We start from the raw sequence: 23,556 nt of genomic DNA, 5'->3' as shown, positions 1-23,556 counted from the left end.
CGGGGGTCAGCCGCCGATCGGCAGGCCGCCCAGCGACGGGACGCCGCCGGTCGGCAGGCCCTTCCCGAGGGCGCCGGTCGACGGGGCGCTCTCCGAGGCCGCGCCCGCGGTCTCGCCGAGGACCTCGCCCGCACTGCCGGCGGTCTCGCCCGCGACCTTCTGCGCGGCCGGCGTGGCGGTCTTGCCCGCCGCGCCCACGGTCTTGCCGGCCGCCGGAACGGCCTTGCCGACGGCCTTGCTGCCGGTCTCGCCGACGACACCGGTGGCGGTCTGCGAGGCGCCGTCGACCGTGTTGCCGACCCCGGCGCCGTCCAGCGAGCTGATGCCGGACAGGGCGCCCGTGGGCGCGATGTTGTGCTCCATGGCGCTCGCGGAGCCGGCCGCACCGACCACGGGGGCTGCTCCGGCCGCGACGAGGAGGGCGGCGCGGGCGATCCGACGGGTCAGGGGGAGGGACATGGTGCTCCTTCGACGGAGAGGACGTTCTGACGCCGTGCTCAACCGAGGCGGGGGAGGGTGAGGTTTCGGCGTTCGAAGGTAAAGACCCCGCGATGCATCGCATTATCGGGTGGGGAGAAAAGCGGACGAACGCGTCGAAGATCCAAGCCCCGCTGAACCGTCACTCCCCTTGTGCCCCAAGGGGAGTCGGGGGCTGATGGGGTTCGCCCCGGGAGAGGCCGCAGCGAATACCCGGTCGGGTGACCGTCCGCACGCGCGCCCGAGTGCCGGTCGGGGGCTCCGACGGCTGCCTCGCCCCGGCTATCGCTCCAGCCGGATACGGACCGACCCGTCGTCCGCCGCGTCCGCCGTCCTCGACCGGGTCCAGGTGCCCGAGGTGTCGCTCGCCCGCCAGACCATGTCCGCGTAGGCGACCTCCGCGATCCGCAGGTCGTCCGCGCGCGCGACCGCCCAGTGGGCCAGCTCCCAGCCGCGCTGGGCGTCCGTGCCCGAGGTCGCGAGGACGGGTACGGAGATCACGGCGGGCGCGGGCGCGGCCCCGGCCTTCGCGTCCGCGCCGCCACCGCCCGCGTTCCCGCCCGCGCCGCCGCCGGGGGAGCTGCCCGCACCCGCGTCCGCCGAGCCGCCCGTGCCCGCGTCGGCGGACCCCTCACTACCCTCGCCACGCTCGCCGCCGCCGGCCGTCGTCCTCGGGGCGGCCTTCTCGCCGAAGGCCCGTACCAGCTCCGCGCGGACCTTCGCCGGGTCGCCCGGCTCGCCGGTCTCCAGCGAGCTCGTCGTGCAGCTCAGGGAGGCCGCCGAGCGGCCCGTCAGGGCAGCGGCGAGGAGGGCGGCGTCCGGCTCGTGCTTGGCGTACGCCTGCGGGAAACCGCTGCGCTGGACCTTCTGCGCCGCCACCGTCAGCGGAAGCCGCGAGTACCCCGGAACCTTCGCGAGACCCTCGTAGAACTTCCGCGAGGAGTAGACCGGGTCCATGATCTCCGCGGGCGTCCCCCAGCCCATCGACGGGCGTTGCTGGAACAGTCCGAGGGAGTCCCGGTCGCCGTGCTCGATGTTCCGCAGCGCGGACTCCTGGAGCGCCGTCGCCAGCGCGATCGTGACGGCCCGCTCCGGCATCCGGCGCGTGGTGCCCACGGCCGAGATGGTGGCCGCGTTCGCCGCCTGCTCGGGTGTGAACTCGTAGGTGTTCTCGCCACTGCCCACCGTGCACGTGGGCGCGCCCTTGGAGCCCGTGATGTGGTGTACGGCCACATAGGCGATCAGGCCGCAGAGCACGGCGAAGGCCGCCGTGTACCTGGCGAGACGGCCTCTGCCGCCGGTGCGGGGGGTGCGGGGGATACGGCTGGGCTCGGACACGGGGCCCACCGTACTGGAGGCCGGGTTAGGGTCGGCACATGGCTGACAACGCTCCCCTGGACCTCACGCTGGACGGCCCCGCGCTCACCGCCGCGCTCGTCGACTTCCCCTCGGTCAGCGGGACCGAGAAGCCGCTCGCCGACGCGATCGAGCAGGCCCTGCGGACCCTGCCGCACCTCACCGTCGACCGGTACGGCAACAACGTCGTCGCCCGGACGACCCTGGGCCGGGGGGAGCGGGTGATCCTCGCCGGCCACATCGACACCGTGCCGATCGCCGACAACGTGCCCTCGCGGCTCGACGAGAACGGCATCCTGTGGGGCTGCGGCACCACCGACATGAAGTCGGGCGTCGCCGTCCAGCTCCGGATCGCGGCCACCGTCCCCGAGCCCAACCGCGACCTCACCTTCGTCTTCTACGACCAGGAAGAGGTCGCCGCCCACCTCAACGGCCTCGGGAAGGTCGCCGAGGCCCACCCCGACTGGCTGGAGGGCGACTTCGCCGTCCTCCTCGAAGGCTCGAACGGCGAGGTCGAGGGCGGCTGCCAGGGCACCCTGCGCGTCCTCCTGCGCACGGAGGGCGAGCGCGCCCACTCCGCACGCTCCTGGATGGGCTCCAACGCCATCCACTCCGCCGCCCCGATCCTCGCCCGGCTCGCCGCGTACGAGCCGCGCAAGCCGGTCATCGACGGCCTGGAGTACCACGAGGGCCTCAACGCCGTACGGATCGAGGGCGGCGTCGCCAACAACGTCATCCCCGACGCCTGCACGGTCGTCGTCAACTACCGCTACGCGCCCGACCTCGGCCCCGCCGAGGCCGAGGCGCACGTGCGCGAGGTCTTCGCCGACTGCGGTGTCGCCGAGTTCGTCGTCGACGACCACAGCGGGGGCGCCCTGCCCGGCCTCTCGCACCCGGCGGCGGAGGCGTTCATGAAGGCGGTCGGCGGCACGGCGTACCCCAAGTTCGGCTGGACGGACGTGGCCCGCTTCAGCGCCCTCGGCGTCCCCGCGGTCAACTACGGCCCCGGCGACCCGATCTACGCGCACAAGGTGGACGAGCACGTCGTCGTGGAACGGATCGTGCACTGCGAGGCGCGCCTCCGCGACTGGCTCACTGCCTGACAGCCGAAATTCTGCTTTTTGTCACGTCTGTGGACCTACCCTGACCGAACCAGAAGATCAGTGGATCGGTGGAGGGAGCAGGCCATGGGTATCCCCGAGGGAGCGTCGAAGCCGGAGGAGCAGCGGCTGGGACCGGTGCTGAGGCGCCGCGACCAGGTCCAGCCGGGCACCACGGATCAGCGTCTGCTGGACACCGAGGGCGACTCGGAGTGGGTGCACACCGACCCGTGGCGGGTCATGCGCATCCAGTCCGAGTTCGTGGAGGGCTTCGGCGCCCTCGCCGAACTGCCGAGCGCGATCAGCGTCTTCGGCTCGGCGCGCACCAAGCCGGACTCGCCGGAGTACGAAGCGGGCGTGCGGCTCGGCCGCGCGCTGGTCGCGGCCGGCTTCGCGGTCATCACGGGCGGCGGCCCGGGCGCCATGGAGGCGGCCAACAAGGGCGCGCGGGAGGCCGACGGCATCTCGGTCGGCCTGGGCATCGAGCTCCCCTTCGAGCAGGGGCTCAACCCGCACGTCGACATCGGGGTGAACTTCCGCTACTTCTTCGTCCGCAAGACGATGTTCGTGAAGTACGCCCAGGGCTTCGTGGTCCTCCCCGGCGGCCTGGGCACCCTGGACGAGCTCTTCGAGGCGCTCACCCTGGTCCAGACCCGCAAGGTGACCCGCTTCCCGATCGTGCTCTTCGGCACGGAGTACTGGAAGGGCCTGGTCGACTGGCTCCGCGACTCGGTCGTCGCGGGCGGCAAGGCCTCGGAGCGGGACCTGCTCCTCTTCCACGTGACGGACGACGTGGACGAGGCGGTCGCCCTGGTGTCGAAGGAGACGGGCCGCTAGACCGCGCCCGGAGACCTTCCGAGAGGGCCGGGCCCTCGGACGAGGGGCCGCACCTGAAGGGCCGGGCGCGGGGTGCCCGGCCCTTCCGGGCCCAGGTCGTGTCCGGAACGTCTGGCCTGGCCCGCGACGCCCGGCACGCACGCACCGGACGCCGCGAGCCCCGCCCTGCGGGCGGGCGGCCATACTTTCCGGACTCCCTACGCCAGCCCCCGCCTCGCCACGGCCGGCGGGCGGTGGCCCGCGATGGACGCCACCATGTCGAGGACCTGCCGTGTCTCGGCCACCTCGTGCACCCGGTACACCCGCGCGCCCAGCCACGCCGACACCGCCGTCGTCGCGAGCGTCCCCAGGACCCGCTCCTTCACCGGCCGGTCGAGCGTCTCGCCCACGAAGTCCTTGTTGGACAGGGAGACGAGCACGGGCCAGCCCGTCTCCGTCATCTCCCCGAGCCGCCGGGTGGCCTCCAGGCTGTGGCGGGTGTTCTTCCCGAAGTCGTGGCCCGGGTCGATCATGATCCCGTCCCGCCGCACGCCCAGCTCGGCCGCGCGCTCGGCCAGGCCGACGGTCACCCGCAGGATGTCGGCCATCACGTCCTCGTACGCGATCCGGTGCGGCCGGGTCCTCGGCTCCGCGCCGCCCGCGTGGGTGCAGACGAGGCCGGCGCCGTACCGAGCCGCGACCTCCGCGAGCCGGGGATCCACCCCGCCCCAGGCGTCGTTGAGGACGTCCGCGCCGGCTTCGCAGACCGCCTCGCCGACGTCCGCGCGCCAGGTGTCGACGCTGATGACCACCTCCGGGAAACGGCGTCGTACCTCCGCGACGAAGCCCACCGTGCGGCGCGCCTCCTCCTCGGCCGTGACCTCCTCGCCGGGGCCCGCCTTCACCCCGCCGATGTCGATGATCGCGGCGCCCTCGGCGACCGCCTGCTCGACGCGCGCGAGGGCGGGTTCGTCGCGGAAGGTGGCGCCCTGGTCGTAGAAGGAATCCGGGGTCCGGTTCACGATCGCCATGATCACCGGCTCGTGCGGCCCGAATTCACGCCGTCCCAAGCGCAGCATCCCTTTTGTCCTCCCTCGCGTCCGTTCGCCTGCGACCCTAACTGTCCGTGGCGCATGGCACGATCGGCACGGGACGAATTCCACTTCGGGGAGAGGCGCGCTGGTGTTCTGGTTTTTGCTGATCGCGATGGTCGTGGTCGTCGCGGCGGTCACCCTCGCGGTGATCGGCGGGGGAGACAGCGAGGTGCTGCCCGAGGTGGCGCCCGAGCGGCTCGTGGACCCGCTGCCGGCGACGCGCCCGGTGGACCGCGCCGACGTCGAGGCGCTCCGGCTGCCGGTGACGGCGCGCGGGTACCGCATGGCGGACGTGGACGACGTCCTCGGGCGCCTGGGCGCCGAGATCGAGGAGCGGGACGCCCGGATCGCGGACCTGGAGGCGGCGCTGGCGGGCCGTCAGGGCGGGCACGAGGGTCCCGGCGGACATGGCGGTCACGGTGGGCACGGAGGCCGTGGTGGGGACGGCGGTCAGGGTCCGTCCTCCGGTCCCTCCCTCCGTAAGGACGAAGGGCTGGGGTCGTGACCGGCGAGGCCGTCTCCGGTCCGGACGGCGGACTCCGCTGCCCCTGGGGCCTGTCGACCGCGGACTACGTGGCGTACCACGACGAGGAGTGGGGCCGTCCGGTCCACGGGGACGACGCGCTCTTCGAGCGGCTGTGCCTGGAGGCGTTCCAGTCCGGTCTGTCGTGGATCACGATCCTGCGCCGGCGCGAGGGCTTCCGCCGCGCCTTCGCCGGCTTCGAGATCGCCGCGGTCGCCCGGTTCGGGGACGCGGACCGGGAGCGGCTCCTCGCGGACGAGGGCATCATCCGTAACCGCGCGAAGATCGACGCGACCATGGCGAACGCGAAGGTGCTGGCGGAGTGGGCCCCCGGTGAGCTGGACACCTTGATCTGGTCCTACGCCCCGGACTCCGCGAGCCGCCCGGCACCGCTGACGACCGTGGACGTCCCGGCGGTGACGGACGAGTCGACGGCCCTCTCCAAGGCCCTGAAGAAGCGCGGCCTCCGCTTCATCGGCCCCACGACGGCCTACGCCCTGATGCAGGCCTGCGGCCTGGTCGACGACCACCTCAAGGACTGCGTGTCCCGGCGCGCCCACTAGAGACGCCCCGGGACACCCGAACCGAACCGAACCGGGCCTGGTTCGGTTCGGACGGCCGTCAGAAGACCCGGACGCCGTCGGTGTAGTCGAAGGACGTCAGGAACGACGGCGCGCCGATGCCGCCCCGCCCGTTGCCCGCGTCGACGTACAGCTCGCGGTAGTTGATCGTCCGCATGAGGTCGGGCAGGCCGTCGCCGGTCACGTCCCCGACGGTGAGCAGCTCCTCGGTGCCGGGCCAGGCGTACGGCAGCTTCGTGCGGGCGCCGAAGGTGCCCCGCCCGGTGCCCGGGTAGAGCCACAGCGCGCGCGAGCCGTCACGGGCGACGAGGTCGGACCTGCCGTCCCCGTTCATGTCGCCGGGCGCCGCCAGCCGGTTCATGGCGTTCCAGCCGGCCCCGACCTTCTGCCGGGTGCCGAACCAGCCCCTGCCGTTGCCGGGGTAGGTCCAGAGCACGCCGGCCGTGTCCCGGGCGACCAGGTCGCGGCGGCCGTCGCCGGTGATGTCACCGACCGCGGCGATCTCCCGCATGGTGTTCCAGCCCGCGCCGATCTTCGCGCGCGTCTTGAACCAGCCCTGGCCGTTGCCGGGGTAGAGCCAGAGCACACCTGCCGTGTCGCGGGCGAAGACGTCCTCGTTGCCGTCACCGTTGTAGTCGCCGTGCCGGACGAGCTGGGTCATGGCGTTCCAGCCGGCGCCGATCAGCCGCCCCTTCGGGGAGTAGCTGGTGTCGCCCCGGGGGACGTAGCCGGGCAGGAACCACAGCCGGCCGTCCTCCGCGCGGTGCAGGAGGTCGGGGACCCAGTTGTTGTCCAGGTCGCCGTGCGTGGTCACGGGGGTGGGCTCGGGCCGAGCGCTGGGCGCCAGCCAGTCCATCCAGGGGACGCCGTAGGAGATCTCCCAGTCGGTCCTGGCGACCTGGATCGAGCTGATGTCGTTGTCGAGCCTGCCGTCGAACGCGTCGCCCAGGTCGATCCGGCCGTTGTACGGGGAGATGGTCAGGACGTCGTTGCTGTTGGCGTACTGAGGGCCCGGGAAGGTCCTCGCGTACAGACCGGAGTTGTTGACGATCGACGAGGTCTTGTCGTTCCAGGTGCCCAGGGTGGGCTGACTGGACGAGATGATCCTCATCTCGCCCTCGTACCCCGGGTACTGGAAGAGGCAGAGCTTGCCCGCCGGGCAGCGGGACGAGCCGGCGGCGGCGTTCGGCGCCGCGACGACGAGGGTCGTCAGCGAGGCCACGGCGGCGACGGCCGCGACGAGGGCGCGCCGGGCCCGAGAGGTTCCGACCACGGATCGGACTCCCTTCACGTGAGGAGTGGGGTCGGCGTCAGAAGACGACGTGGGACGAGCGGAGCGTGGCGAAGGTCTTCGGGGCCTGGAGGCCGCCGTCCGCCTTGCCCGGGTAGACCCGGAGGTACATGGGGGTGGTCCGGTCCCAGGGGTCGGTGCCGGGGCTGTGCGCGACCAGGTCGGGCCTGCCGTCGCCCGTGAGGTCGCCGAGGCCTGCCAGTTCCTTCAGCCCGTTCCAGCCGCCGGTGCCGATGAGTTTGCGGGCACCGAAGGCGCCGCGGCCGTTGCCGGGGTAGAGCCAGAGCTTGCCCGCCGTGTCCCGGGCCACGAGGTCCGCCCGGCGGTCGGCGTTCATGTCACCGGCGCCGACGAGCTCGTTCATGACGTTCCAGCCGGCGCCGACCTTCTGCCGGGTTCCGAACCAGCCCTTGCCGTTGCCGGGGTACGTCCACAGGACCCCGGCGGTGTCGGCGGCGAGCAGGTCGGTCTTGCCGTCTCCGGTCAGATCGCCGGCCGCGGCGATGTCCCGCATGGTGTTCCAGCCCGCGCCGATCTTGAGACGGGGCTTGAACAGGCCCTTGCCGGTGCCCGGGTAGAGCCACAGGACGCCGGACGTGTCGCGCGCGAGGACGTCCTCGACGGCGTCGCCGTCGAGGTCCCCGTGGCGGGTCAGCTTGGTCATGGTCTGCCAGCCTCCGCCGATGCGCTGCGAGGCGCCGGTGCTCTCCCAGGTGTGGGTGGTCCACAGCCCGCCGACCGCGTCACGGGTGAGCAGGTCGGCGTAGCGGTCGCCGTTGACGTCGCCGAACGCGCCGAGCGCCGACGACGAGGCGGGCCGGAGCGCCGGAAGGGCATCGACGCCGTACCAGCCCGGGGTCCGGCTCTCGGACCCGCAGAAGTCGTCCGCCTCCGGCCCGACATCGATCGAGCTGGCCGCGCGGTCGAGCTCGGGGTAGGCGCTCTCGTCGAAGGACTCCGAAGTGTAGAAGTGCGTGGACCCTTCGGGCGCGAAGCCGGGCTGCGGGTAGAAGCAGACCGCGTCCGCGCTGTGGTTCACGAAGGAGCGGACGCGGTTGTCCCAGGCGCCCAGGGAGTACATGGGCTTGCCGACGACGAGCATGTCGCCCTGGTAGAGCGGCTTGCTGAAGACGCAGACCTTGCCGGAGGGGCACCTGTCCCAGCCGTCGAGCGCCTGCGCCGGAACCGTGAGCGCCGTCGCCGACAGGCCGAGGGTCAGGGTGGTGAGGAGAGCGCCGCGAACGGATCGCGACGCGGAGAGTTGACGCACGGAACCCCCCAGGTGTGTGCGTGAAGAAGATGTGGAGCACTCGGGATGAACGAGTGGTGTGCGGATCATATAGAGCCGCGCACCACTCGCCCCGGGGGGTCCCGGTGTGGCCTCAGCGGCCGACGTACTTCGGCTTCTCCTTCGCCAGGAAGGCCCGCACCGCGATCGTGTGGTCCTCCGAGGCGCCCGCCGCCGTCTGGAGCTCGTCCTCCTTCTCCAGGGCCTCCGACAGGGAGTGGTCGGCCCCGTACGCCAGGGACCCCTTCAGCGCCGCGTAGGCCACCGTCGGGCCCTCGGCGAGGGTGCGGGCGACCTTCAGGGCCTCGTCGGCGAGGTCGGCGGCCGGCACCAGCTTGTTCGCGATGCCCAGCTCGTACGCCTCCTGCGCGGTGATCGAGCGCGGGAAGAGCAGCAGGTCGGAGGCGCGGCTCTGGCCGATCAGCCGGGGCAGCGTCCACGACATGCCGGAGTCGGCGGTGAGCGCCACGCCCGCGAACGAGGTGTTGAACGCGGCGGTCTCCGCGACCACCCGGTAGTCCGCCGCCAGCGCGAAGCCGAAGCCCGCCCCCGCCGCGACCCCGTTCACGCCCGCCACCACCGGCTTCTTCATGCCGGTCAGGGCCCTGACGATCGGGTTGTAGTGGTCCCGGACGGTGTTCATCGTCGCCCGCGACCCGGACTCCTTGTCCGTCATCAGCAGGCCCACGTGCTCCTTCAGGTCCTGCCCCACGCAGAACGCCCGGTCCCCTGCCGCCGTCAGCAGCACCGCCCGTACGGCCGTGTCCGCGCCCGCCGCCTCGACGGCGTCCCGCAGGGCGAGCTTCGCCTCGATGTTCATCGCGTTCATGGCCTCGGGCCGGTTGAGCGTGATCGTGGCGAGTCCGTCGGTCACTTCGTACAGCACGGTGTCGGCCATCGCGGCTTCCCTTCGCGTCTTCGCGTCCCTGACCCGCCCAGCATGGCGGAGATCACCCACCCCGCACATGTGACCTGCGTCAAAGTGCTGCGGGGCGTTGGTGGCGCGGCGGCGGCGAAGTATCGCAGGCGGATCGCCGAAATGGGCGGTTTTGCGGAAGCGCGTTGCGTAAGCGATGCACTCCGATGTTGGTCATCGGGTCCTGTGATGCGGGATAATGACCTGGAAGCAATGTGTTCGATGCCGGTGACGTGTGCTCCCGATCACGACCCCGGTCGGCTGACGAAGAGCTGGTTTCAGGAAGGGGAACAAGCATGGCGGCCATGAAGCCGCGGACGGGCGACGGCCCGCTCGAGGTGACCAAGGAGGGGCGGGGCATCGTCATGCGCGTTCCGCTCGAAGGCGGCGGTCGGCTTGTCGTCGAGCTGACGCCGGACGAGGCCGAAGCGCTCGGCGACGCCCTGAAGCAGGTAGTCGGCTGACGAGACAAGCCAGGTTTGTCCACTCCTGCCCCGGCACGGTACCGACCGCGCCGGGGCAGGGGTGTGTCGGGGGTGGGGCACGTCTCCGGGGGTACGCCTCCGGGTCCGGCCCGCCCTCAGGGCGCTGGGGGCACAAGGGCTCCAGGCCTCCGGGCCTTCCGCTCTCAGGGCCCGGTGCGGGCGGGCGTCAGCCCCGGCGTACCGCGCAGAGCAGGCCGTCGCCGACCGGCAGGAGCGAGGGCAGCAGCTCCTGGCTCTCCCGGACCGCCCGCAGCAGCTCCCGTATCCGGAGCACCTCCGGCGGCTGTGCCGCCGAGTCGACCGTGCGGCCGTCCGCGAAGACGCCCTCGAAGCAGACGAGACCGCCCGGTCGCAGCAGGCGCAACGATTCAGCGAGGTAGTCCAGGCACTCCAGCCGGTCGCCGTCGCAGAACACGAGGTCGTACCCGCCGTCCGCGAGCCGGGGCAGGACGTCCAGGGCGCGACCCGGGATGAAACGCGCCCGGTTCCCCGCGAAGCCCGCCGCCCGGAACGCCGTCTTCGCGAACTGCTGGCGCTCGGGCTCCAGGTCCACCGTCGTCAGGACCCCGTCCGGCCGCATGCCCTGCAGGAGATAGATGCCGGACACGCCCGTGCCGGTACCGATTTCGGCCACCGCTTTCGCGTCCGCCGTCGCGGCCAGCAGGCGCAGGGCCGCGCCGGTGCCCGGTGACACCGAGGGCAGCGCTGCCTCCCGGGCCCGGTCACGGGCCCAGCGCAGCGCTTCGTCCTCGGCGACAAAGGCGTCGGCGAACGCCCAGCTCGTCGGCCGGTTGGCGGTAATGGCCCTCTCCTGTCCCCGTAGTTGGCGCAACGGTGACTGTATCCGCTGCGCTCGGGAACCCGCAGATGGGACCGCGCGTTCACAGAGGTAAGAACGCCGAGGACGGGCGACGGGGGGAATCGATGACCCCGTCCCCAAATTCGCGTAAAGATTCTTATCCGGAGCTAACGGGCGAGGTGGCTATGGTAGGGGCTCCACTGGACACCACCAGAGCCGATAGGGGAGGTGCGGCTGCGCCTGTGGATCGGGGAGGAGTGCTTCGGCGTCTTCTCAGGTCGGCGGGTGAGCCGAAATCCGTGACACACACCGCTGACCGAATCCACACCGCCGACTCCGCTCCCACCACCGCGACCTTCGCATCGGATGCGGAATCGCAGGCGTGGACTCCGCCCACCTGGGAGGAGATCGTCAGCACGCACAGTGGCCGGGTCTACCGCCTCGCGTACCGGCTGACCGGCAACCAGCACGACGCCGAGGACCTCACGCAGGAGGTCTTCGTCCGCGTCTTCCGCTCGCTGTCGACGTACACGCCGGGCACCTTCGAGGGCTGGCTGCACCGCATCACCACCAACCTCTTCCTCGACATGGTCCGCCGCAAGCAGCGGATCCGGTTCGACGCGCTCGGCGACGACGCGGCCGAGCGGCTGCCCAGCCGCGAGCCCTCCCCGCAGCAGGTGTTCAACGACACGCACTTCGACGCGGACGTGCAGCAGGCCCTCGACACCCTCGCGCCCGAGTTCCGGGCCGCGGTCGTCCTCTGCGACATCGAAGGACTGTCGTACGAGGAGATCGCCGCCACGCTCGGTGTGAAGCTCGGCACGGTCCGCAGCCGTATCCACCGCGGCCGTTCGCATCTGCGCAAGGCGCTCAAGCACCGTTCCCCCGAAGCCCGGGCGGAGCGCGCGCTGGCCGCCGTCGGCTGGGAGGGCGGAACGGCGTGAGCACCAGTCCTGCCGGCCCCACCCCCGCGGAGCAGCACCTCGGGGACCGACTCGCCGCCCTGGTCGACGGGGAGCTCGGCCACGACGCACGCGAGCGGGTCCTCGCGCACCTCGCGACCTGTGCCAAATGCAAGGCGGAGGCCGACGCCCAGCGCCGGCTGAAGAGCGTCTTCGCCTCCACCGCACCACCACCGCCCTCCGAAGGGCTCCTCGCACGCCTTCAGGGGTTGCCCGGGGGCCCTGGCGAACCGGGGGGTGACGATCGCCGGGGGCCGTTCGACGACCTCTTCGGCCTCGGCGGAGGCGGAAGCGTCGGAGGCGGCCTCGGCACCGTGAGGTCGGACGGCTTCGCCACGGCCGCGCCGGTCTCCCCGCACCACTCCGGTTTCCGTATCCACGCGGTCGGCGGCCGGCCCGACAGCGACCGCTCGTCGTGGCGAGGTCGGCGCTTCGGTATCGCGGCCGCCAGCGCGGTCTCCTTCGCCGCGATAGCGCTCGGCGGAGCCCTGCCGCTGGAGGCCCCGGTGAACATCGGCGCGCGCGGCGACGGCACGGGCAACAACGTCACCCCGCTCCGGGCCTCCGCCACGGGAGCGGCCAACGGCACCGGCACGGGATCCGGTACGGGCACGGGGACGGGCGCCGGCACGACCGCCGGACGCGGCGGGCGCACGGAGGAGCGGGCGTCCATCGGCACCTCGGCGAGCCCGATCGGGGTCGGCTCGACCACGGCCACGGTGGCCGCCGGACCTCTCCTCCCCGGTGAGTCGGCACCCCCCGTCTCCCTCCGGCTCCAGGGGACGTCGGCCCAGTCCGTCTTCGAGCTCTCCCCGTTCGTACGGCCCACGGGACCGGCCCTGCGGCTGGCGTTCACGACCGCGTACAACCCGCTGAACGGCCCGGCCACCACCCCGGCTCCCGCCCCGCTCGCGGACGCGAACCCGACGACCACGCCGCTCACCTCCCACCGCTGAGCCCGGACCTGGTTGAATCCTCGGCACGGGCGCCCGCCGTGAGGGGGGGGCGCGGACAGGTCAGCTGTTGCGGGGAGAGCATGAACGACGGGAAGTCGACCGGCCAGAAGCCGAAGTGGTGGAGTCGGCCGACGAGTACGCCGCACGAGGCCGCGGGCGCCCCCGGACAGCGCGCGGGGGAGATACCGCAGCGGCAGGTCGTGGACGAGGGTGACTTCACCCTCGCCGCCCCCGCGACCCCGGATCCGCCGGCCGCCCCGGCGCCCGCTCCCGTACCGCAGCAGGCCCGGGCCGAGGCGCCGGACCGGCAGCAGACGCCGGACCAGCAGCAGATGTCGACCGAGCCGCAGGTGCCGGTCGAGGCGCAGGCACCGGCCGACCAGCAGGCACCGGCCGAGCCGTCGGCCGGGTCGTCCGAGGTGGCGGCCGCTGCTCCGGCCGAGCCGCACGACCAGGTCCCTGCCCAGCCGCAGCCGCTGCACGAGCCCGACGAGTACCGGACCCCGCCCTACGGGGAGCCGGGCCCCTGGGCGCCCGCGCCGCCCGTCCAGAGACCGGTGGCGACCCCGGCCCACGGCGTGCCCGTACCGCCGCCCCAGGCCCCTCAGCCGACCGCCTCGCCGCAGCCCGTCCCCCAGCCGACGATCCCGCAGCCGACCCTCCCGCAGGCGGTCGCGCCGCAGCCCGCGCAGTGGGTGCAGTACGACCCCTGGGGCGCCCCCGGCGGGACCGGTGGGCCCGCCGGGCCGCTGAGTGTCGGGGCCGAGCCGCTCGGCAGGCCCCGTCGCTCCCGCCGAGGGCTCGCGCTCGCCGGGGCGCTGACCTTCGCCCTGATCACCGGCGTCCTCGGCGGCGCGGTCGGCGCCTACGTCGAGCGCAACGGCGGCATCACCACCGTCGAGCTGCCCCAGGCGGGCGTCGAGGGCGGTGACCGGGCGCCCGAGTCCGTCGCCGGGATCGCCGCCAGCGCCCTGCCGAGCGTGGTCACCCTGCACGTCAGCGGCGCCGGTTCGTCCGGTACCGGCACCGGGTTCGTCCTGGACACGCAGGGCCACATCCTGACCAACAACCACGTGGTCGACGCGGCCGCCGCCTCAGGCGACATCAGCGTCACCTTCAGCAGCGGCGAGACCGCGAGCGCCAAGCTCGTCGGCAAGGACAGCGGCTACGACCTCGCCGTCGTCAAGGTCACCGGGGTCTCGGGCCTCAAGCCCCTCGCGCTCGGGAACTCCGACAACGTCCGCGTCGGCGACCCGGTCGTCGCGATCGGCGCGCCCTTCGACCTCCAGAACACCGTCACCTCCGGCATCATCAGCGCCAAGGAGCGCCCCATCACGGCCGGCGGCGAGAAGGGCGACGGCAGCGACGTCAGCTATGTCGACGCCCTCCAGACCGACGCCCCGATAAACCCGGGCAACTCGGGTGGGCCTCTGGTCGACTCCAAGGCCCGGGTCATCGGCATCAACAGCGCGATCCGCGCCGCCGGTGACGGTTCGAGCGGCGAGAGCGGCGGTCAGTCCGGCTCCATCGGCCTCGGCTTCGCCATCCCGATCAACCAGGGCAAGCGGGTCGCCGAGGAACTGATCAACACCGGCAAGGCCACCCACCCCGTCATCGGTGTGAGCCTCGACATGCAGTTCAACGGAGACGGCGCCCGCGTCGGCGAGAAGGGCAAGGACGGCACCGCGTCCGTCACCCCGGGCGGCCCTGCGGCGAAGGCCGGCATCCGGCCCGGAGACGTGATCACCAAGGTCGACGGCCAGCGGGTGCACAGCGGCGAGGAGTTGATCGTGAAGATCCGCGCCCACCGCCCGGGCGACGAGCTGGAGCTGACGTTGAAGCGCGGTGGCAAGGAACAGACCAAGACGTTGACCCTCGGTTCCTCACAGGGCGACTGAGCGCCATGTGGGGGACACCGCAAGGTACCCGCCCGGCTGTTTCGGCGGGTACCGTGGAGCGGGCCCCGGACCCCGTGTAAGGAGCAGCAAGGTGTTCAACGACCTAGGCATACTCGAGCTCGTCGCGCTCGTGGTCCTCGCCGTGCTCATCTTCGGCCCGGACAAGCTGCCGAAGGTCATCCAGGACGTCTCCCGGTTCGTGCGCAAGATCCGCGAGTTCTCCGAGAGCGCCAAGCAGGACATCCGCACGGAGCTGGGGCCGGAGTTCAAGGACTTCGAGTTCGAGGACCTCAACCCCAAGACCTTCCTGCGCAAGCAGCTGGACGGGAACGAGGACCTCAAGGAGCTGAAGGAGCTGCGCAGCAGCTTCGACCTCAAGAAGGAGATGAACGAGGTCGCCGACGCGGTGCACGGCCGCGAGTCGGAGCCGTCGGGCGCGTCGGCCGCTGCCGCCGCCACCGTCCCCGCGGCGGTCAACGGGTCGCCGGACCTGCTGAAGAAGCAGGACAAGCCGGACGCCGGGGAGCGCCCCCCGTACGACTCCGACGCGACCTGACCACCTGGGCTGACGCACCCTGACGCGAGCCGGTGGCTATCCTCCATCTGTTGTCCGCCGTCGCGGACACGACGGATCGAGGAGGCGGCCGAGATGGAGACCACGAGTCGGGTGGAGGGAGTGCCCGCAGCCCGGCGGACGGCCGAGGGCTATCTGCGCGCACCCTTCACCTGGTACGGACTTGACGACGCGTTCACCGGAGCGCGCTGGCTGATGCAGGTCGGCACGGCCGCGGACGGGACCGTCCAGCACGGGTCGATGGGCCACGGGGACGAGCCGTCGATAAAGTCCGACGCGAGCGGGGTCGAGAAGGAGCGCTTCGCCGTCGTCGTGACGGTGGCGGCGAGCCCGGTGCGCAGGACCGGCGACGGTACGGGGGTGCTCGACGCCACCACGGTCGCCTCCGCGGCCTGGCTGGCCGGCTCCGGGCTTCTGGCGTACACCTGGCCCGCGCAGCTGGACCACGCGCTGCGGGACGACTGGCTGGACCAGCAGACCGAGACCGCCTTCGAGCTGGCGGACGACCTGACGGGCCCGGAGTGGACGACGCTGTCGCTCCCGGTGGACGGGGTCCCGGTGCCGTTCCACTACCGGGAGTCCGAGTTCGGCTGGGTGCTGGCCGGCTCGGCGGGCGAGGTGCACATCGGGGCGTACGGGCGGGGGATGAGCGCGTACGGGCTGGGGTTCGCCGGTGTCGACGACCTGGAGGCGTACGCCTCGTAGCGACGCGAGAGGGCGCCCCCGCCAGGGGGCGCCCTCTTTGTTTCGGCGCGTCCGTCCGTAGGCCCGCAGGTCTCTCCGTGTGTGCGGACGTCAGAACTTGTTGCGCGGGGTGATGCCGAGGCTCATGCCCGAGAGGCCGCGCTGGCGGCCGCCGAGCTTGGCGGCGATCCCGCGGAGGGCCGAGCCCGCCGGGGAGTCCGGGTCGGTGATGACGACCGGCTTGCCCTCGTCGCCGCCCTCGCGCAGTCGGACGTCGATCGGGATGGAGCCGAGGACCGGGACGGTCGCGCCCGTGGTCTTCGTCAGGCCCTCCGCGACCCGCTGCCCGCCGCCCGTACCGAAGACGTCGACCATCTCGTCGCAGTGCGGGCACGGCAGCCCCGCCATGTTCTCGACGACGCCGACGATCTTCTGGTGCGTCTGGACGGCGATCGAGCCGGCCCGCTCGGCGACCTCGGCCGCCGCCTGCTGCGGGGTCGTGACGACGAGGATCTCGGCGTTCGGCACGAGCTGCGCCACCGAGATCGCGATGTCGCCGGTGCCCGGGGGCAGGTCGAGCAGGAGAACGTCCAGGTCGCCCCAGTACACGTCCGCGAGGAACTGCTGCAGCGCGCGGTGGAGCATCGGGCCGCGCCACACCACCGGGGCGTTGCCCGGGGTGAACATGCCGATGGAGATGACCTTCACGCCGTTCGCCGACGGCGGCATGATCATGTTCTCGACCTGCGTCGGACGGCCGTCCGCGCCCAGCATGCGGGGCACCGAGTGACCGTAGATGTCGGCGTCGACGACACCGACCTTCAGCCCGTCGGCGGCCATCGCGGCCGCCAGGTTCACGGTCACCGAGGACTTGCCGACGCCGCCCTTGCCGGAAGCCACCGCGTACACGCGGGTCAGCGAGCCGGGCTTGGCGAACGGGACCTCGCGCTCGGCCGTCGTGCCCCGCAGGGCCGACGCCAGTTCCTTGCGCTGTTCGTCGCTCATCACGTCCAGCGTGACGTCGACGCCGGTGACGCCCTCCACCCGTGCCACCGCGTCCGTGACGCGCTGCGTGATCGTGTCGCGCATCGGGCAACCGGAGACGGTGAGGTACACCGTGACGGCGACCCTGCCGTCGGATCCGATCTCCACCGACTTCACCATGCCCAGTTCGGTGATCGGTTTGTTGATCTCGGGGTCGTTCACCGTCGCCAGTGCTTCGCGCACCGCGTCTTCCGTAGCCATATGGAGATGGTACGGCGCCGACCACCGGCGCCGGAAAGACCTGTCGGCGGTCGGGTACGTCACGTGTCCGACGGGCGCCCTAGGGGAATAGATCCCGGCGCTCCCGTTGACCGTCGTGCCGGCCGTCCCCGCGCTCGTCCAGCTCCTTGATCAGATCCTGCAGCTCCGAGCGGATCCAGTCGCGGGTGGCGACCTCGCCCAGGTTCATCCGCAGCGCCGCGATCTCCCGGGTCAGGTACTCGGTGTCCGCGATGGACCGCTCGTTCTGCTTGCGGTCCTGTTCGAGATTGACCCGGTCCCGGTCGTCCTGCCGGTTCTGCGCCAGGAGGATCAGCGGTGCCGCGTAGGACGCCTGGAGCGACAGGGCGAGCGTCAGGAAGATGAAGGGGTACTCGTCGAACTTCAGCGACGGCGGCGCGAAGATGTTCCACAGCACCCAGACGATGATGGTGATCGTCATCCAGACGATGAACCGCCCCGTCCCCAGGAAGCGCGCGATCCGCTCCGAGAACCGGCCGAAGGCCTCCGGGTCGTACTCCGGCAGCAGCCTGGCCCGCCGCTCGCGCGGCAGGTCGAGCCGGATGCGGGGCAGGGTCCGCTCCCGTTCCCGCTCTCTCTCCCGCTCCCGTTCCCGCTCCCGCTGGTCCTGCAGGCGCTCAGCCGCCATGCGTCACCCCCTCCTCGTGGAACTCGGTCTCGCGCCAGTCCTCCGGCAGCAGATGGTCGAGTACGTCGTCCACGGTGACCGCGCCCAGCAGCGACCCGCTCTCGTCCACGACCGGCGCCGCGACCATGTTGTACGCGGCCAGGTAGCTGGTGACGGCGGGCAGCGGGGTGTCCGGGCCGAGCGGCGGCAGATCGCTGTCGACGAGCGAGCTGACCAGCGTGAACGGCGGATCCCGCAGCAGTCGCTGGAAGTGCACCGTGCCCAGGTACTTGCCCGTCGGCGTCTCGTCCGGCGGGCGGCACACGTACACCTGCGCCGCGAGCGCCGGCGAGAGGTCCTGCTGCCGTACGCGGGCCAGGGCGTCCGCGACCGTGGCGTCCGGCCGCAGCACGATCGGCTCCGTCGTCATCAGACCGCCGGCCGTCCGCTCCTCGTACGCCATCAGCCGGCGGACGTCGGCGGCGTCGTCCGGCCGCATCAGCGTGAGCAGCCGCTCCTTGTCCTCCTCCGGCAGTTCGGAGAGCAGGTCGGCCGCGTCGTCCGGGTCCATCGCCTCCAGGACGTCCGCCGCGCGCTCCTCCTTCAGCTTGCCGAGGATCTCGATCTGGTCGTCGTCGGGAAGCTCCTCCAGGACGTCGGCGAGCCGGTCGTCGTCGAGGGCGGCGGCGACCTCGGCGCGCCGCTTGGGGGAGAGGTGGTGCAGCACGTTGGCCAGGTCGGCGGGGCGCAGCCGCTCGAAGGTGGCGACCAGGTTCTCCGCGCCCTGGCCGTCCTCCTCCAGCGAGAAGCCGGTGACGGCCGACCACTCCACGGTCAGCGTCTCGCCCTTGCGGCGCAGCGCGCCGGGCTTGCCGCGCCGGACGAAGACCTTGTCGATCTCCCACTCGCGGCGGGCGGGGAGCTGCTGGATGGCGATGTCGAGGACGGTGACCTCCTCCTCGGTCTCGACCAACCGGACGCGGCGGTCGAGGAGCTCGCCGAGGATGAGCCGCTCGGTCGGACGCTGCTCGAAGCGACGCATGTTGACCACGCCCGTGGTGATGACCTGGCCGGACTCGACGCCGGTGATCCGGGTCATCGGCACGAAGATCCGGCGGCGGCTGAGCACCTCCACCACCATGCCGAGCAGCCGGGGCGGGCGGCGGCCCACCCGGAGCATGGCGACGAGGTCGCTGACACGGCCGACCTGGTCGCCGTTGGGGTCGAAGACGGGCACACCGGCGAGGTGCGAGACGAAGATCCGGGGGGCGCCTGCCGCCATGCCACGCGCCTCCTCGGTGCCGCACGATTCGGGTCCGTGCTGAGATATGCCGGATTCAGGCTAGCCCGTGCCCATCCGTGGCGCCCCGGGGAGAGCACCCGTACGGCTGCCTGCGGCGACGGTACACGGCCCGGGTACGCTGCGAGCTGCCGTCCCCCCACCATCGACGTGCGCCGACGTACGGAACCGTCGGCGAACGCCGACGACAGACGAGAGGCCGCGCCGGTGACCGCACTCCTCACTGCATCGCGCATCCGCAGGGTCGTCCTGCCGCTGGCGTTGTGCGCCGGTCTCGCGGCGGGACTCGGTGCCTGCGCGGAGGACCCGGACGAGGGGACGAACGGGGTCGGGAAGCTGGCCCCGGACGCCATCGAGCAGAAGGCGCAGGAGGCGGCGGACGGCGCGAAGGCGGTCCGGCTGGCCGGGACGCTCGTCAGCAAGGGCGGCACGTTCAAGCTCAACATGCGGCTCAAGGACGACGGCGCGGCCGGCTCCGTCACGACGAAGAACAGCACCTTCGAGCTGCTGCGGGTCGGCGACGCGCTCTTCATGAAGGCCGACGCGGAGTTCTGGACGCACGGCGAGGACGGCAAGGCGTCCGCGGCGCCCACGGAGAGCTCGGACGGCTCGGACGGCTCGGACGCCGACGACGAGGCCGCCGACAAGCTCGACGACAAGTACGTGAAGGTGCCGCAGGACGACCCCTCGTACAAGCAGCTGCGCGGCTTCACCGACATGGACCTCCTCCTGGACGGGCTGATCGGTCTGCACGGGGACCCGGTGAAGGGCGACCGCGACAAGATCGGCGGCATCCGTACGGTCAAGGTCAAGGGCGGCGAGGACGGCGAGGGCGGCACCCTGGACGTCGCGCTGGAAGGCACCCCGTTCCCGCTCCAGTTCGCGCGGGGCGGCGGGGCGGGCGTGGTCGTGCTGTCCGAGTGGGACAAGGACTTCCCGCTGGAGGAGCCCGCCCCGGGCGAGACGCTCGACTACGGCAAGCAGCTGCCGCGCACCTGACCGCGGACCACGGCCGGCAGCCGCGGGCGTCCCCCTGCCCAGGAGCCCCGCCGTCCGCAGTCCCCGCCGTCCACCGTCCCCGCCGTCCCCGGTCCCCGCCGTCACCGCGTGGCGCGGGTCAGCCCCTGGGACCCGGCGCCCCGCGACATCACGGCCTCGGTGACCCGGGCGTCGACCGTCCCGTACCGCGCCCGCTTGTCGGCCGGCGCCTCGCACGACGCGCACACGACGCGGAACGGCGGGCCCATGTCGGAGTACTGCGTGAGGTACTCGGCCTTCGTCACCGTCCACCGGCCGGGGTGCTCCGCCGAGGGGCCGAAGGTGAAGCGCGGGATCGAGGACATGTTGCCGCGCAGCTTGTCGGCGGAGTAGAAGCTGGCGACCTGGTCGCCCATGCCGTAGACCACCCAGGTGCCGTTGACCTTCTCGTACGGCTGGGGCACGTGGTTGTGCGTGCCGATGACGAGGTCGATGTCGGGCAGGCCGTCCGTGCGGGAGGTGGTGAGCGCCTGCGCGAGATCGCGCTGTGCCTGGTCGGGGGCCTCCTGCCACTCGGTGCCCCAGTGGATGCTGAGCAGGACGACCTGGGCGCCGGCGCGCCGCGCGGCGCGCGCGTCGTCGACGATCCGCTGCCGGTCGGTCAGGTTGACCGCCCAGGGCTTGCCTTCGGGCAGCGGGATGCCGTTCGTCCCGTAGGTGTACGACAGCTGCGCGACCTTCGCTCCGCCGGCCGTGTACCAGGCGGGGGCCTTGGCCTCCTCGGCGTCGCGCGCCGAGCCGACGTGCTTCAGGCCGACCCGGTCGAGCCCGTCGAGGGTCCGCTTCAGGCCCTCGAACCCGGCGTCGAGGGTGTGGTTCGAGGCGGTGGAGCAGCCCTCGTAACCGGTCTCCTCGAGCGCGTCGGCGAGCTGGTGGGGCGCCTTGAAGGCGGGGTAGCCGGTGTAGGGGCCGCCGGGCTGCCCGTAGGGGATCTCGTGGTGGCAGAGGGCCAGGTCGGCGCCGGAGACGATGGGCGCGACGCCCGCGAGGATCTTCCGGAAGTCGTGCCCGGCGCCACCCTCCGCGTCCGCCGCGGCCCGCTGGATGATCGACGGGTACGGGATGATGTCGCCGGTCGCGACCAGGGTGAAGGGGCGGGCGTCCTGGCCGGGGGCGGGCGTCGGCGGTATGCCGGAAGGGGCGGCGGGGCCGGTCGGGGCGGCGGGGGCGGCCTGCTCGCCGGAGCCGCGCGAGGGAGCCTCTGGTTCGGCGCCGCCCGCGAACCAGACGCCGGTCGCACCGACGGCGGCCAGGCAGACGGCCATGGCCACGACGGCGTATCCGCCGCGCCGCCGTCCGGGCTCCTCGTGGTCGCTCGTCATGGCCTGCCCCGGTCCCGAAAGGATTCAACCGACTGTCATACGAGCAGATGAATCTGCTCCCCGTCAGGTTCCCTGAGGATCCGCGAACGCGCACGACGAGGAGGCACCGGACCCCACGAGGGGGCCTGGGCGGCGCCGGGTGCGCGAAGAGGGCGTTGCGGGAGGTGCGTTCCGGGGAGTTCGGTCCGGGAGGTGCCGCCCTGGGAGGTGCGGTCCGGGAGATGCGGCCGCCCGGGAGGTGCGTTCCGGGAGGTGCGTCCCGGGAGGCGCGTCCCGAGAGGTGCGTTCCGGGAGGTGCGTCCCGGGAGGCGCGTCCCGAGAGGTGCGGCCGCCCGGGAGGTGCGGCCCCGGGAGGTCCGGCCCGGGAGGTGCGGTCAGCGCTTGCGGCGCTTGAGCAGCAGGCGCGGGAGGGCGGCCGGGACGGGGCGGCGGGTGATCGCGTCGGAGGGCTGCGGGGCCGCCGCGAGGGAGCCGGTGGGCAGGTCGGTCGTGGAGTCGAGCGGCGCCAGCCGAAGGACCCGGCATTCGCGCGCCCAGCGCTCCGGCATGGCCTCGCCGTCCGTGGCGTTGAGGCGCTTGCCCTTCAGCTCGGCGACCGCCGCGTCCCACTCCTCCGTACCCGGAGCCAGTTCGGAGACCGCCGCCGTCCAGGCGACGATCCGGCCGCCCTTGTCCTTGCTGCGGACCGTGACCTCGGCCGTCGCGCCCGCGACGAGCCCCGGCAGGGGCTGCTCGCCCGGGCCGTCGCCGACGACGTGCGCCGCGCCCTCGTGCCAGACGTGCCACAGCGCCCGCGCCGCGGGGGCGTCGCCCCGTACCCAGATGAGGCCGGACTTCTTCGTGGCCTCCTCGACGAGGGCGGCCCCGGGCAGCATGTCTGTCATGCCGAGCAGCCTATCCAGAGCCGGTCGGCTTGCTAGAGCCAGCCGTTGCGCTTGAGGGTGCGGTGGATGGCGAAACAGATCGCCGTGATGCCGACGAGCACCATCGGGTACCCGTACTTCCACTCCAGCTCGGGCATGTGGTCGAAGTTCATGCCGTACACGCCGCAGACCGCCGTCGGCACGGCGATGATGGCCGCCCACGAGGTGATCTTGCGCATGTCCTCGTTCTGCGTGACGGTCGCCTGCGCCAGGTTGGCCTGGAGGATCGAGTTGAGCAGCTCGTCGAAGCCGACGACCTGCTCCTGCACGCGCGCGAGGTGGTCGGCGACATCGCGGAAGTACTTCTGGATGTCCGGGTCCACCAGCCGCATCGGCCGCTCGCTCAGCAGCTGCATCGGCCGCATCAGCGGGGAGACGGCCCGCTTGAACTCCAGTACCTCGCGCTTGAGCTGGTAGATCCGCCCGGTGTCGGTGCCGCGCGTGGAGCCCTTCGCCGGCGGCGAGAAGACGTCGATCTCGATCTGGTCGATGTCGAGCTCGACGGCGTCGGCGACCGCGATGTAGCCGTCGACGACATGGTCGGCGATGGCGTGCAGGACGGCCGAGGGGCCCTTGCTCAGCAGCTCGGGCTCGCCCTGGAGGCGGTGGCGGAGGTTGCGCAGCGAACCCTGCCCGCCGTGCCGGACGGTGATGACGAAGTCGGGGCCGGTGAAGCACATCACCTCGCCGGTCTCGACGACCTCGCTGGTGGCGGTGAGTTGGGCGTGCTCGACGTAGTGGATCGTCTTGAAGACGGTGAAGAGGGTGTCGTCGTACCGCTCCAGCTTGGGTCGCTGGTGGGCGTGGACGGCGTCCTCGACGGCGAGCGGGTGGAGCCCGAACTCGGCGGCGATACCGGCGAATTCGGCCTCGGTCGGCTCGTGCAGACCGATCCAGGCGAAGCCGCCGCTCTCGCGCACCTGAGCCATCGCGCCGCGTGGCGTGAGGCAGGCGTGGTCGTCCACACGGCTGCCGTCGCGGTAGACGGCGCAGTCGACGACGGCGCTGGAGGCGGACGGGTCACGGGTGGCGTCGTAGGTGGCGTACGGCGAGACGGCACCGGCGGTGGTGGGCTTGCGCAGGGAGGTGCGCAGGGAGGGACGGACCGCGGCGCGCAGGTCACGAATCATCGACATTTGGCATGCTCCTTCACGGAGAAGCCGTCGGCGAGGCGTGGCACAGCCCGGAATGAGGACGTGGAGCTACGTCGTCCACAAAGCGGGCGGCACCGCGGGATCGCGGTGACGGCGTTCGCTACAGACAGGCAAAGGCGAAGTGCTCT

The 23,556-nt window shown here is 72.3% G+C and carries 24 protein-coding genes; 11 read left to right on the top strand and 13 right to left on the bottom strand.

The window, feature by feature from the left end; all coding sequences use genetic code 11:
- Window positions 1-6: 6 nt before the first annotated feature.
- Both ACIPPS_RS02945 and ACIPPS_RS02940 read right to left on the bottom strand, forming a co-directional pair.
- Window positions 7-459, bottom strand: coding sequence for an ATP-binding protein (locus ACIPPS_RS02945; protein ID WP_401426078.1), 453 nt, complete (start codon window positions 457-459; stop codon window positions 7-9).
- Window positions 460-759: 300 nt separating this feature from the next.
- Window positions 760-1,824: a hypothetical protein gene (locus tag ACIPPS_RS02940; protein WP_401426076.1), complete on the bottom strand. Its 1,065-nt coding sequence runs from the start codon at window positions 1,822-1,824 to the stop codon at window positions 760-762.
- A gap of 29 nt (window positions 1,825-1,853) precedes the next feature.
- Here ACIPPS_RS02940 and dapE point away from each other — a divergent pair, with 29 nt between their 5' ends.
- Entirely contained in the window at window positions 1,854-2,936 is a 1,083-nt protein-coding gene (gene dapE / locus ACIPPS_RS02935; protein ID WP_401426074.1) for a succinyl-diaminopimelate desuccinylase, read from the top strand.
- Between the two features lie 84 nt (window positions 2,937-3,020).
- Window positions 3,021-3,770, top strand: coding sequence for a TIGR00730 family Rossman fold protein (locus ACIPPS_RS02930; protein ID WP_401426071.1), 750 nt, complete (start codon window positions 3,021-3,023; stop codon window positions 3,768-3,770).
- Window positions 3,771-3,967: 197 nt separating this feature from the next.
- Here the strand turns inward: ACIPPS_RS02930 and folP are convergent, their stop codons facing one another.
- A complete protein-coding gene (gene folP, locus ACIPPS_RS02925; RefSeq protein WP_401426069.1) occupies window positions 3,968-4,828 on the bottom strand; it encodes a dihydropteroate synthase in 861 nt (286 codons plus the stop codon).
- A 103-nt stretch (window positions 4,829-4,931) separates the two neighbouring features.
- Between folP and ACIPPS_RS02920 the strand changes: the two genes are divergently transcribed.
- Window positions 4,932-5,348: a hypothetical protein gene (locus tag ACIPPS_RS02920; protein ID WP_401426066.1), complete on the top strand. Its 417-nt coding sequence runs from the start codon at window positions 4,932-4,934 to the stop codon at window positions 5,346-5,348.
- Window positions 5,345-5,929, top strand: a complete 585-nt coding sequence (locus ACIPPS_RS02915; protein ID WP_401426063.1) for a DNA-3-methyladenine glycosylase I — start codon at window positions 5,345-5,347, stop codon at window positions 5,927-5,929. Before ACIPPS_RS02920 ends, ACIPPS_RS02915 begins: the two co-directional genes overlap by 4 nt.
- A gap of 58 nt (window positions 5,930-5,987) precedes the next feature.
- Here the strand turns inward: ACIPPS_RS02915 and ACIPPS_RS02910 are convergent, their stop codons facing one another.
- From ACIPPS_RS02910 to ACIPPS_RS02900, 3 genes are all read right to left on the bottom strand, one after another.
- Window positions 5,988-7,220 (bottom strand): FG-GAP-like repeat-containing protein, encoded by a 1,233-nt coding sequence (locus tag ACIPPS_RS02910; RefSeq protein ID WP_401426061.1) that lies wholly within the window; start codon window positions 7,218-7,220, stop codon window positions 5,988-5,990.
- Between the two features lie 37 nt (window positions 7,221-7,257).
- A complete protein-coding gene (locus ACIPPS_RS02905; protein ID WP_401426058.1) occupies window positions 7,258-8,508 on the bottom strand; it encodes an FG-GAP-like repeat-containing protein in 1,251 nt (416 codons plus the stop codon).
- A 112-nt stretch (window positions 8,509-8,620) separates the two neighbouring features.
- Window positions 8,621-9,424, bottom strand: a complete 804-nt coding sequence (locus tag ACIPPS_RS02900; RefSeq protein WP_401426055.1) for an enoyl-CoA hydratase/isomerase family protein — start codon at window positions 9,422-9,424, stop codon at window positions 8,621-8,623.
- A 314-nt stretch (window positions 9,425-9,738) separates the two neighbouring features.
- Between ACIPPS_RS02900 and ACIPPS_RS02895 the strand changes: the two genes are divergently transcribed.
- Window positions 9,739-9,906 (top strand): DUF3117 domain-containing protein, encoded by a 168-nt coding sequence (locus tag ACIPPS_RS02895; protein ID WP_006346801.1) that lies wholly within the window; start codon window positions 9,739-9,741, stop codon window positions 9,904-9,906.
- A 187-nt stretch (window positions 9,907-10,093) separates the two neighbouring features.
- On the opposite strand, the gene ACIPPS_RS02890 is transcribed toward ACIPPS_RS02895, so the two are convergent.
- Entirely contained in the window at window positions 10,094-10,759 is a 666-nt protein-coding gene (locus tag ACIPPS_RS02890; RefSeq protein ID WP_401426051.1) for an O-methyltransferase, read from the bottom strand.
- A gap of 152 nt (window positions 10,760-10,911) precedes the next feature.
- On the opposite strand from ACIPPS_RS02890, the gene sigE reads away from it, so the two are divergent.
- The 5 genes from sigE (at window position 10,912) to ACIPPS_RS02865 (ending at window position 15,821) form a co-directional block, all read left to right on the top strand.
- A complete protein-coding gene (gene sigE / locus ACIPPS_RS02885; protein ID WP_401426049.1) occupies window positions 10,912-11,670 on the top strand; it encodes an RNA polymerase sigma factor SigE in 759 nt (252 codons plus the stop codon).
- Window positions 11,667-12,644: an anti-sigma factor family protein gene (locus tag ACIPPS_RS02880; RefSeq protein ID WP_401426047.1), complete on the top strand. Its 978-nt coding sequence runs from the start codon at window positions 11,667-11,669 to the stop codon at window positions 12,642-12,644. The genes sigE and ACIPPS_RS02880 overlap by 4 nt, the downstream gene beginning before the upstream one ends.
- An 80-nt stretch (window positions 12,645-12,724) precedes the next feature.
- Window positions 12,725-14,542, top strand: coding sequence for a trypsin-like peptidase domain-containing protein (locus tag ACIPPS_RS02875; RefSeq protein ID WP_401426045.1), 1,818 nt, complete (start codon window positions 12,725-12,727; stop codon window positions 14,540-14,542).
- Between the two features lie 91 nt (window positions 14,543-14,633).
- Complete coding sequence (locus ACIPPS_RS02870) at window positions 14,634-15,098, top strand: sec-independent translocase (protein WP_401426043.1); 465 nt, start codon at window positions 14,634-14,636, stop codon at window positions 15,096-15,098.
- A gap of 93 nt (window positions 15,099-15,191) precedes the next feature.
- Complete coding sequence (locus ACIPPS_RS02865) at window positions 15,192-15,821, top strand: hypothetical protein (protein ID WP_401426041.1); 630 nt, start codon at window positions 15,192-15,194, stop codon at window positions 15,819-15,821.
- A gap of 90 nt (window positions 15,822-15,911) precedes the next feature.
- Here the strand turns inward: ACIPPS_RS02865 and ACIPPS_RS02860 are convergent, their stop codons facing one another.
- The 3 genes from ACIPPS_RS02860 to ACIPPS_RS02850 all read right to left on the bottom strand — a co-directional run bounded on the left by ACIPPS_RS02860 (window position 15,912) and on the right by ACIPPS_RS02850 (window position 18,973).
- A complete protein-coding gene (locus ACIPPS_RS02860) occupies window positions 15,912-17,045 on the bottom strand; it encodes an Mrp/NBP35 family ATP-binding protein (RefSeq protein ID WP_401426039.1) in 1,134 nt (377 codons plus the stop codon).
- 79 nt (window positions 17,046-17,124) lie between these two features.
- Window positions 17,125-17,712, bottom strand: coding sequence for a DUF1003 domain-containing protein (locus tag ACIPPS_RS02855; protein ID WP_401426036.1), 588 nt, complete (start codon window positions 17,710-17,712; stop codon window positions 17,125-17,127).
- On the bottom strand, window positions 17,702-18,973 hold the full coding sequence (locus tag ACIPPS_RS02850; RefSeq protein WP_401426033.1) for a magnesium transporter MgtE N-terminal domain-containing protein: 1,272 nt from the start codon (window positions 18,971-18,973) through the stop codon (window positions 17,702-17,704). Before ACIPPS_RS02850 ends, ACIPPS_RS02855 begins: the two co-directional genes overlap by 11 nt.
- A gap of 225 nt (window positions 18,974-19,198) precedes the next feature.
- Between ACIPPS_RS02850 and ACIPPS_RS02845 the strand changes: the two genes are divergently transcribed.
- On the top strand, window positions 19,199-19,990 hold the full coding sequence (locus ACIPPS_RS02845) for a hypothetical protein (protein ID WP_401427178.1): 792 nt from the start codon (window positions 19,199-19,201) through the stop codon (window positions 19,988-19,990).
- A gap of 101 nt (window positions 19,991-20,091) precedes the next feature.
- Here the strand turns inward: ACIPPS_RS02845 and ACIPPS_RS02840 are convergent, their stop codons facing one another.
- The 3 genes from ACIPPS_RS02840 to ACIPPS_RS02830 form a co-directional block, all read right to left on the bottom strand.
- Window positions 20,092-21,351 (bottom strand): CapA family protein, encoded by a 1,260-nt coding sequence (locus ACIPPS_RS02840; RefSeq protein WP_401426030.1) that lies wholly within the window; start codon window positions 21,349-21,351, stop codon window positions 20,092-20,094.
- A 374-nt stretch (window positions 21,352-21,725) separates the two neighbouring features.
- A complete protein-coding gene (locus ACIPPS_RS02835; RefSeq protein WP_401426028.1) occupies window positions 21,726-22,235 on the bottom strand; it encodes a hypothetical protein in 510 nt (169 codons plus the stop codon).
- A 32-nt stretch (window positions 22,236-22,267) separates the two neighbouring features.
- Window positions 22,268-23,410: a magnesium and cobalt transport protein CorA gene (locus tag ACIPPS_RS02830; protein ID WP_401426025.1), complete on the bottom strand. Its 1,143-nt coding sequence runs from the start codon at window positions 23,408-23,410 to the stop codon at window positions 22,268-22,270.
- Window positions 23,411-23,556: the final 146 nt, after the last annotated feature.

Origin of the sequence: Streptomyces sp. NPDC090127 (assembly GCF_044746945.1) — a bacterium.
Taxonomy (GTDB): domain Bacteria; phylum Actinomycetota; class Actinomycetes; order Streptomycetales; family Streptomycetaceae; genus Streptomyces.
Note: the sequence above shows the minus strand (reverse complement) of the source record. Positions and strands in the feature narration are given on the sequence as shown.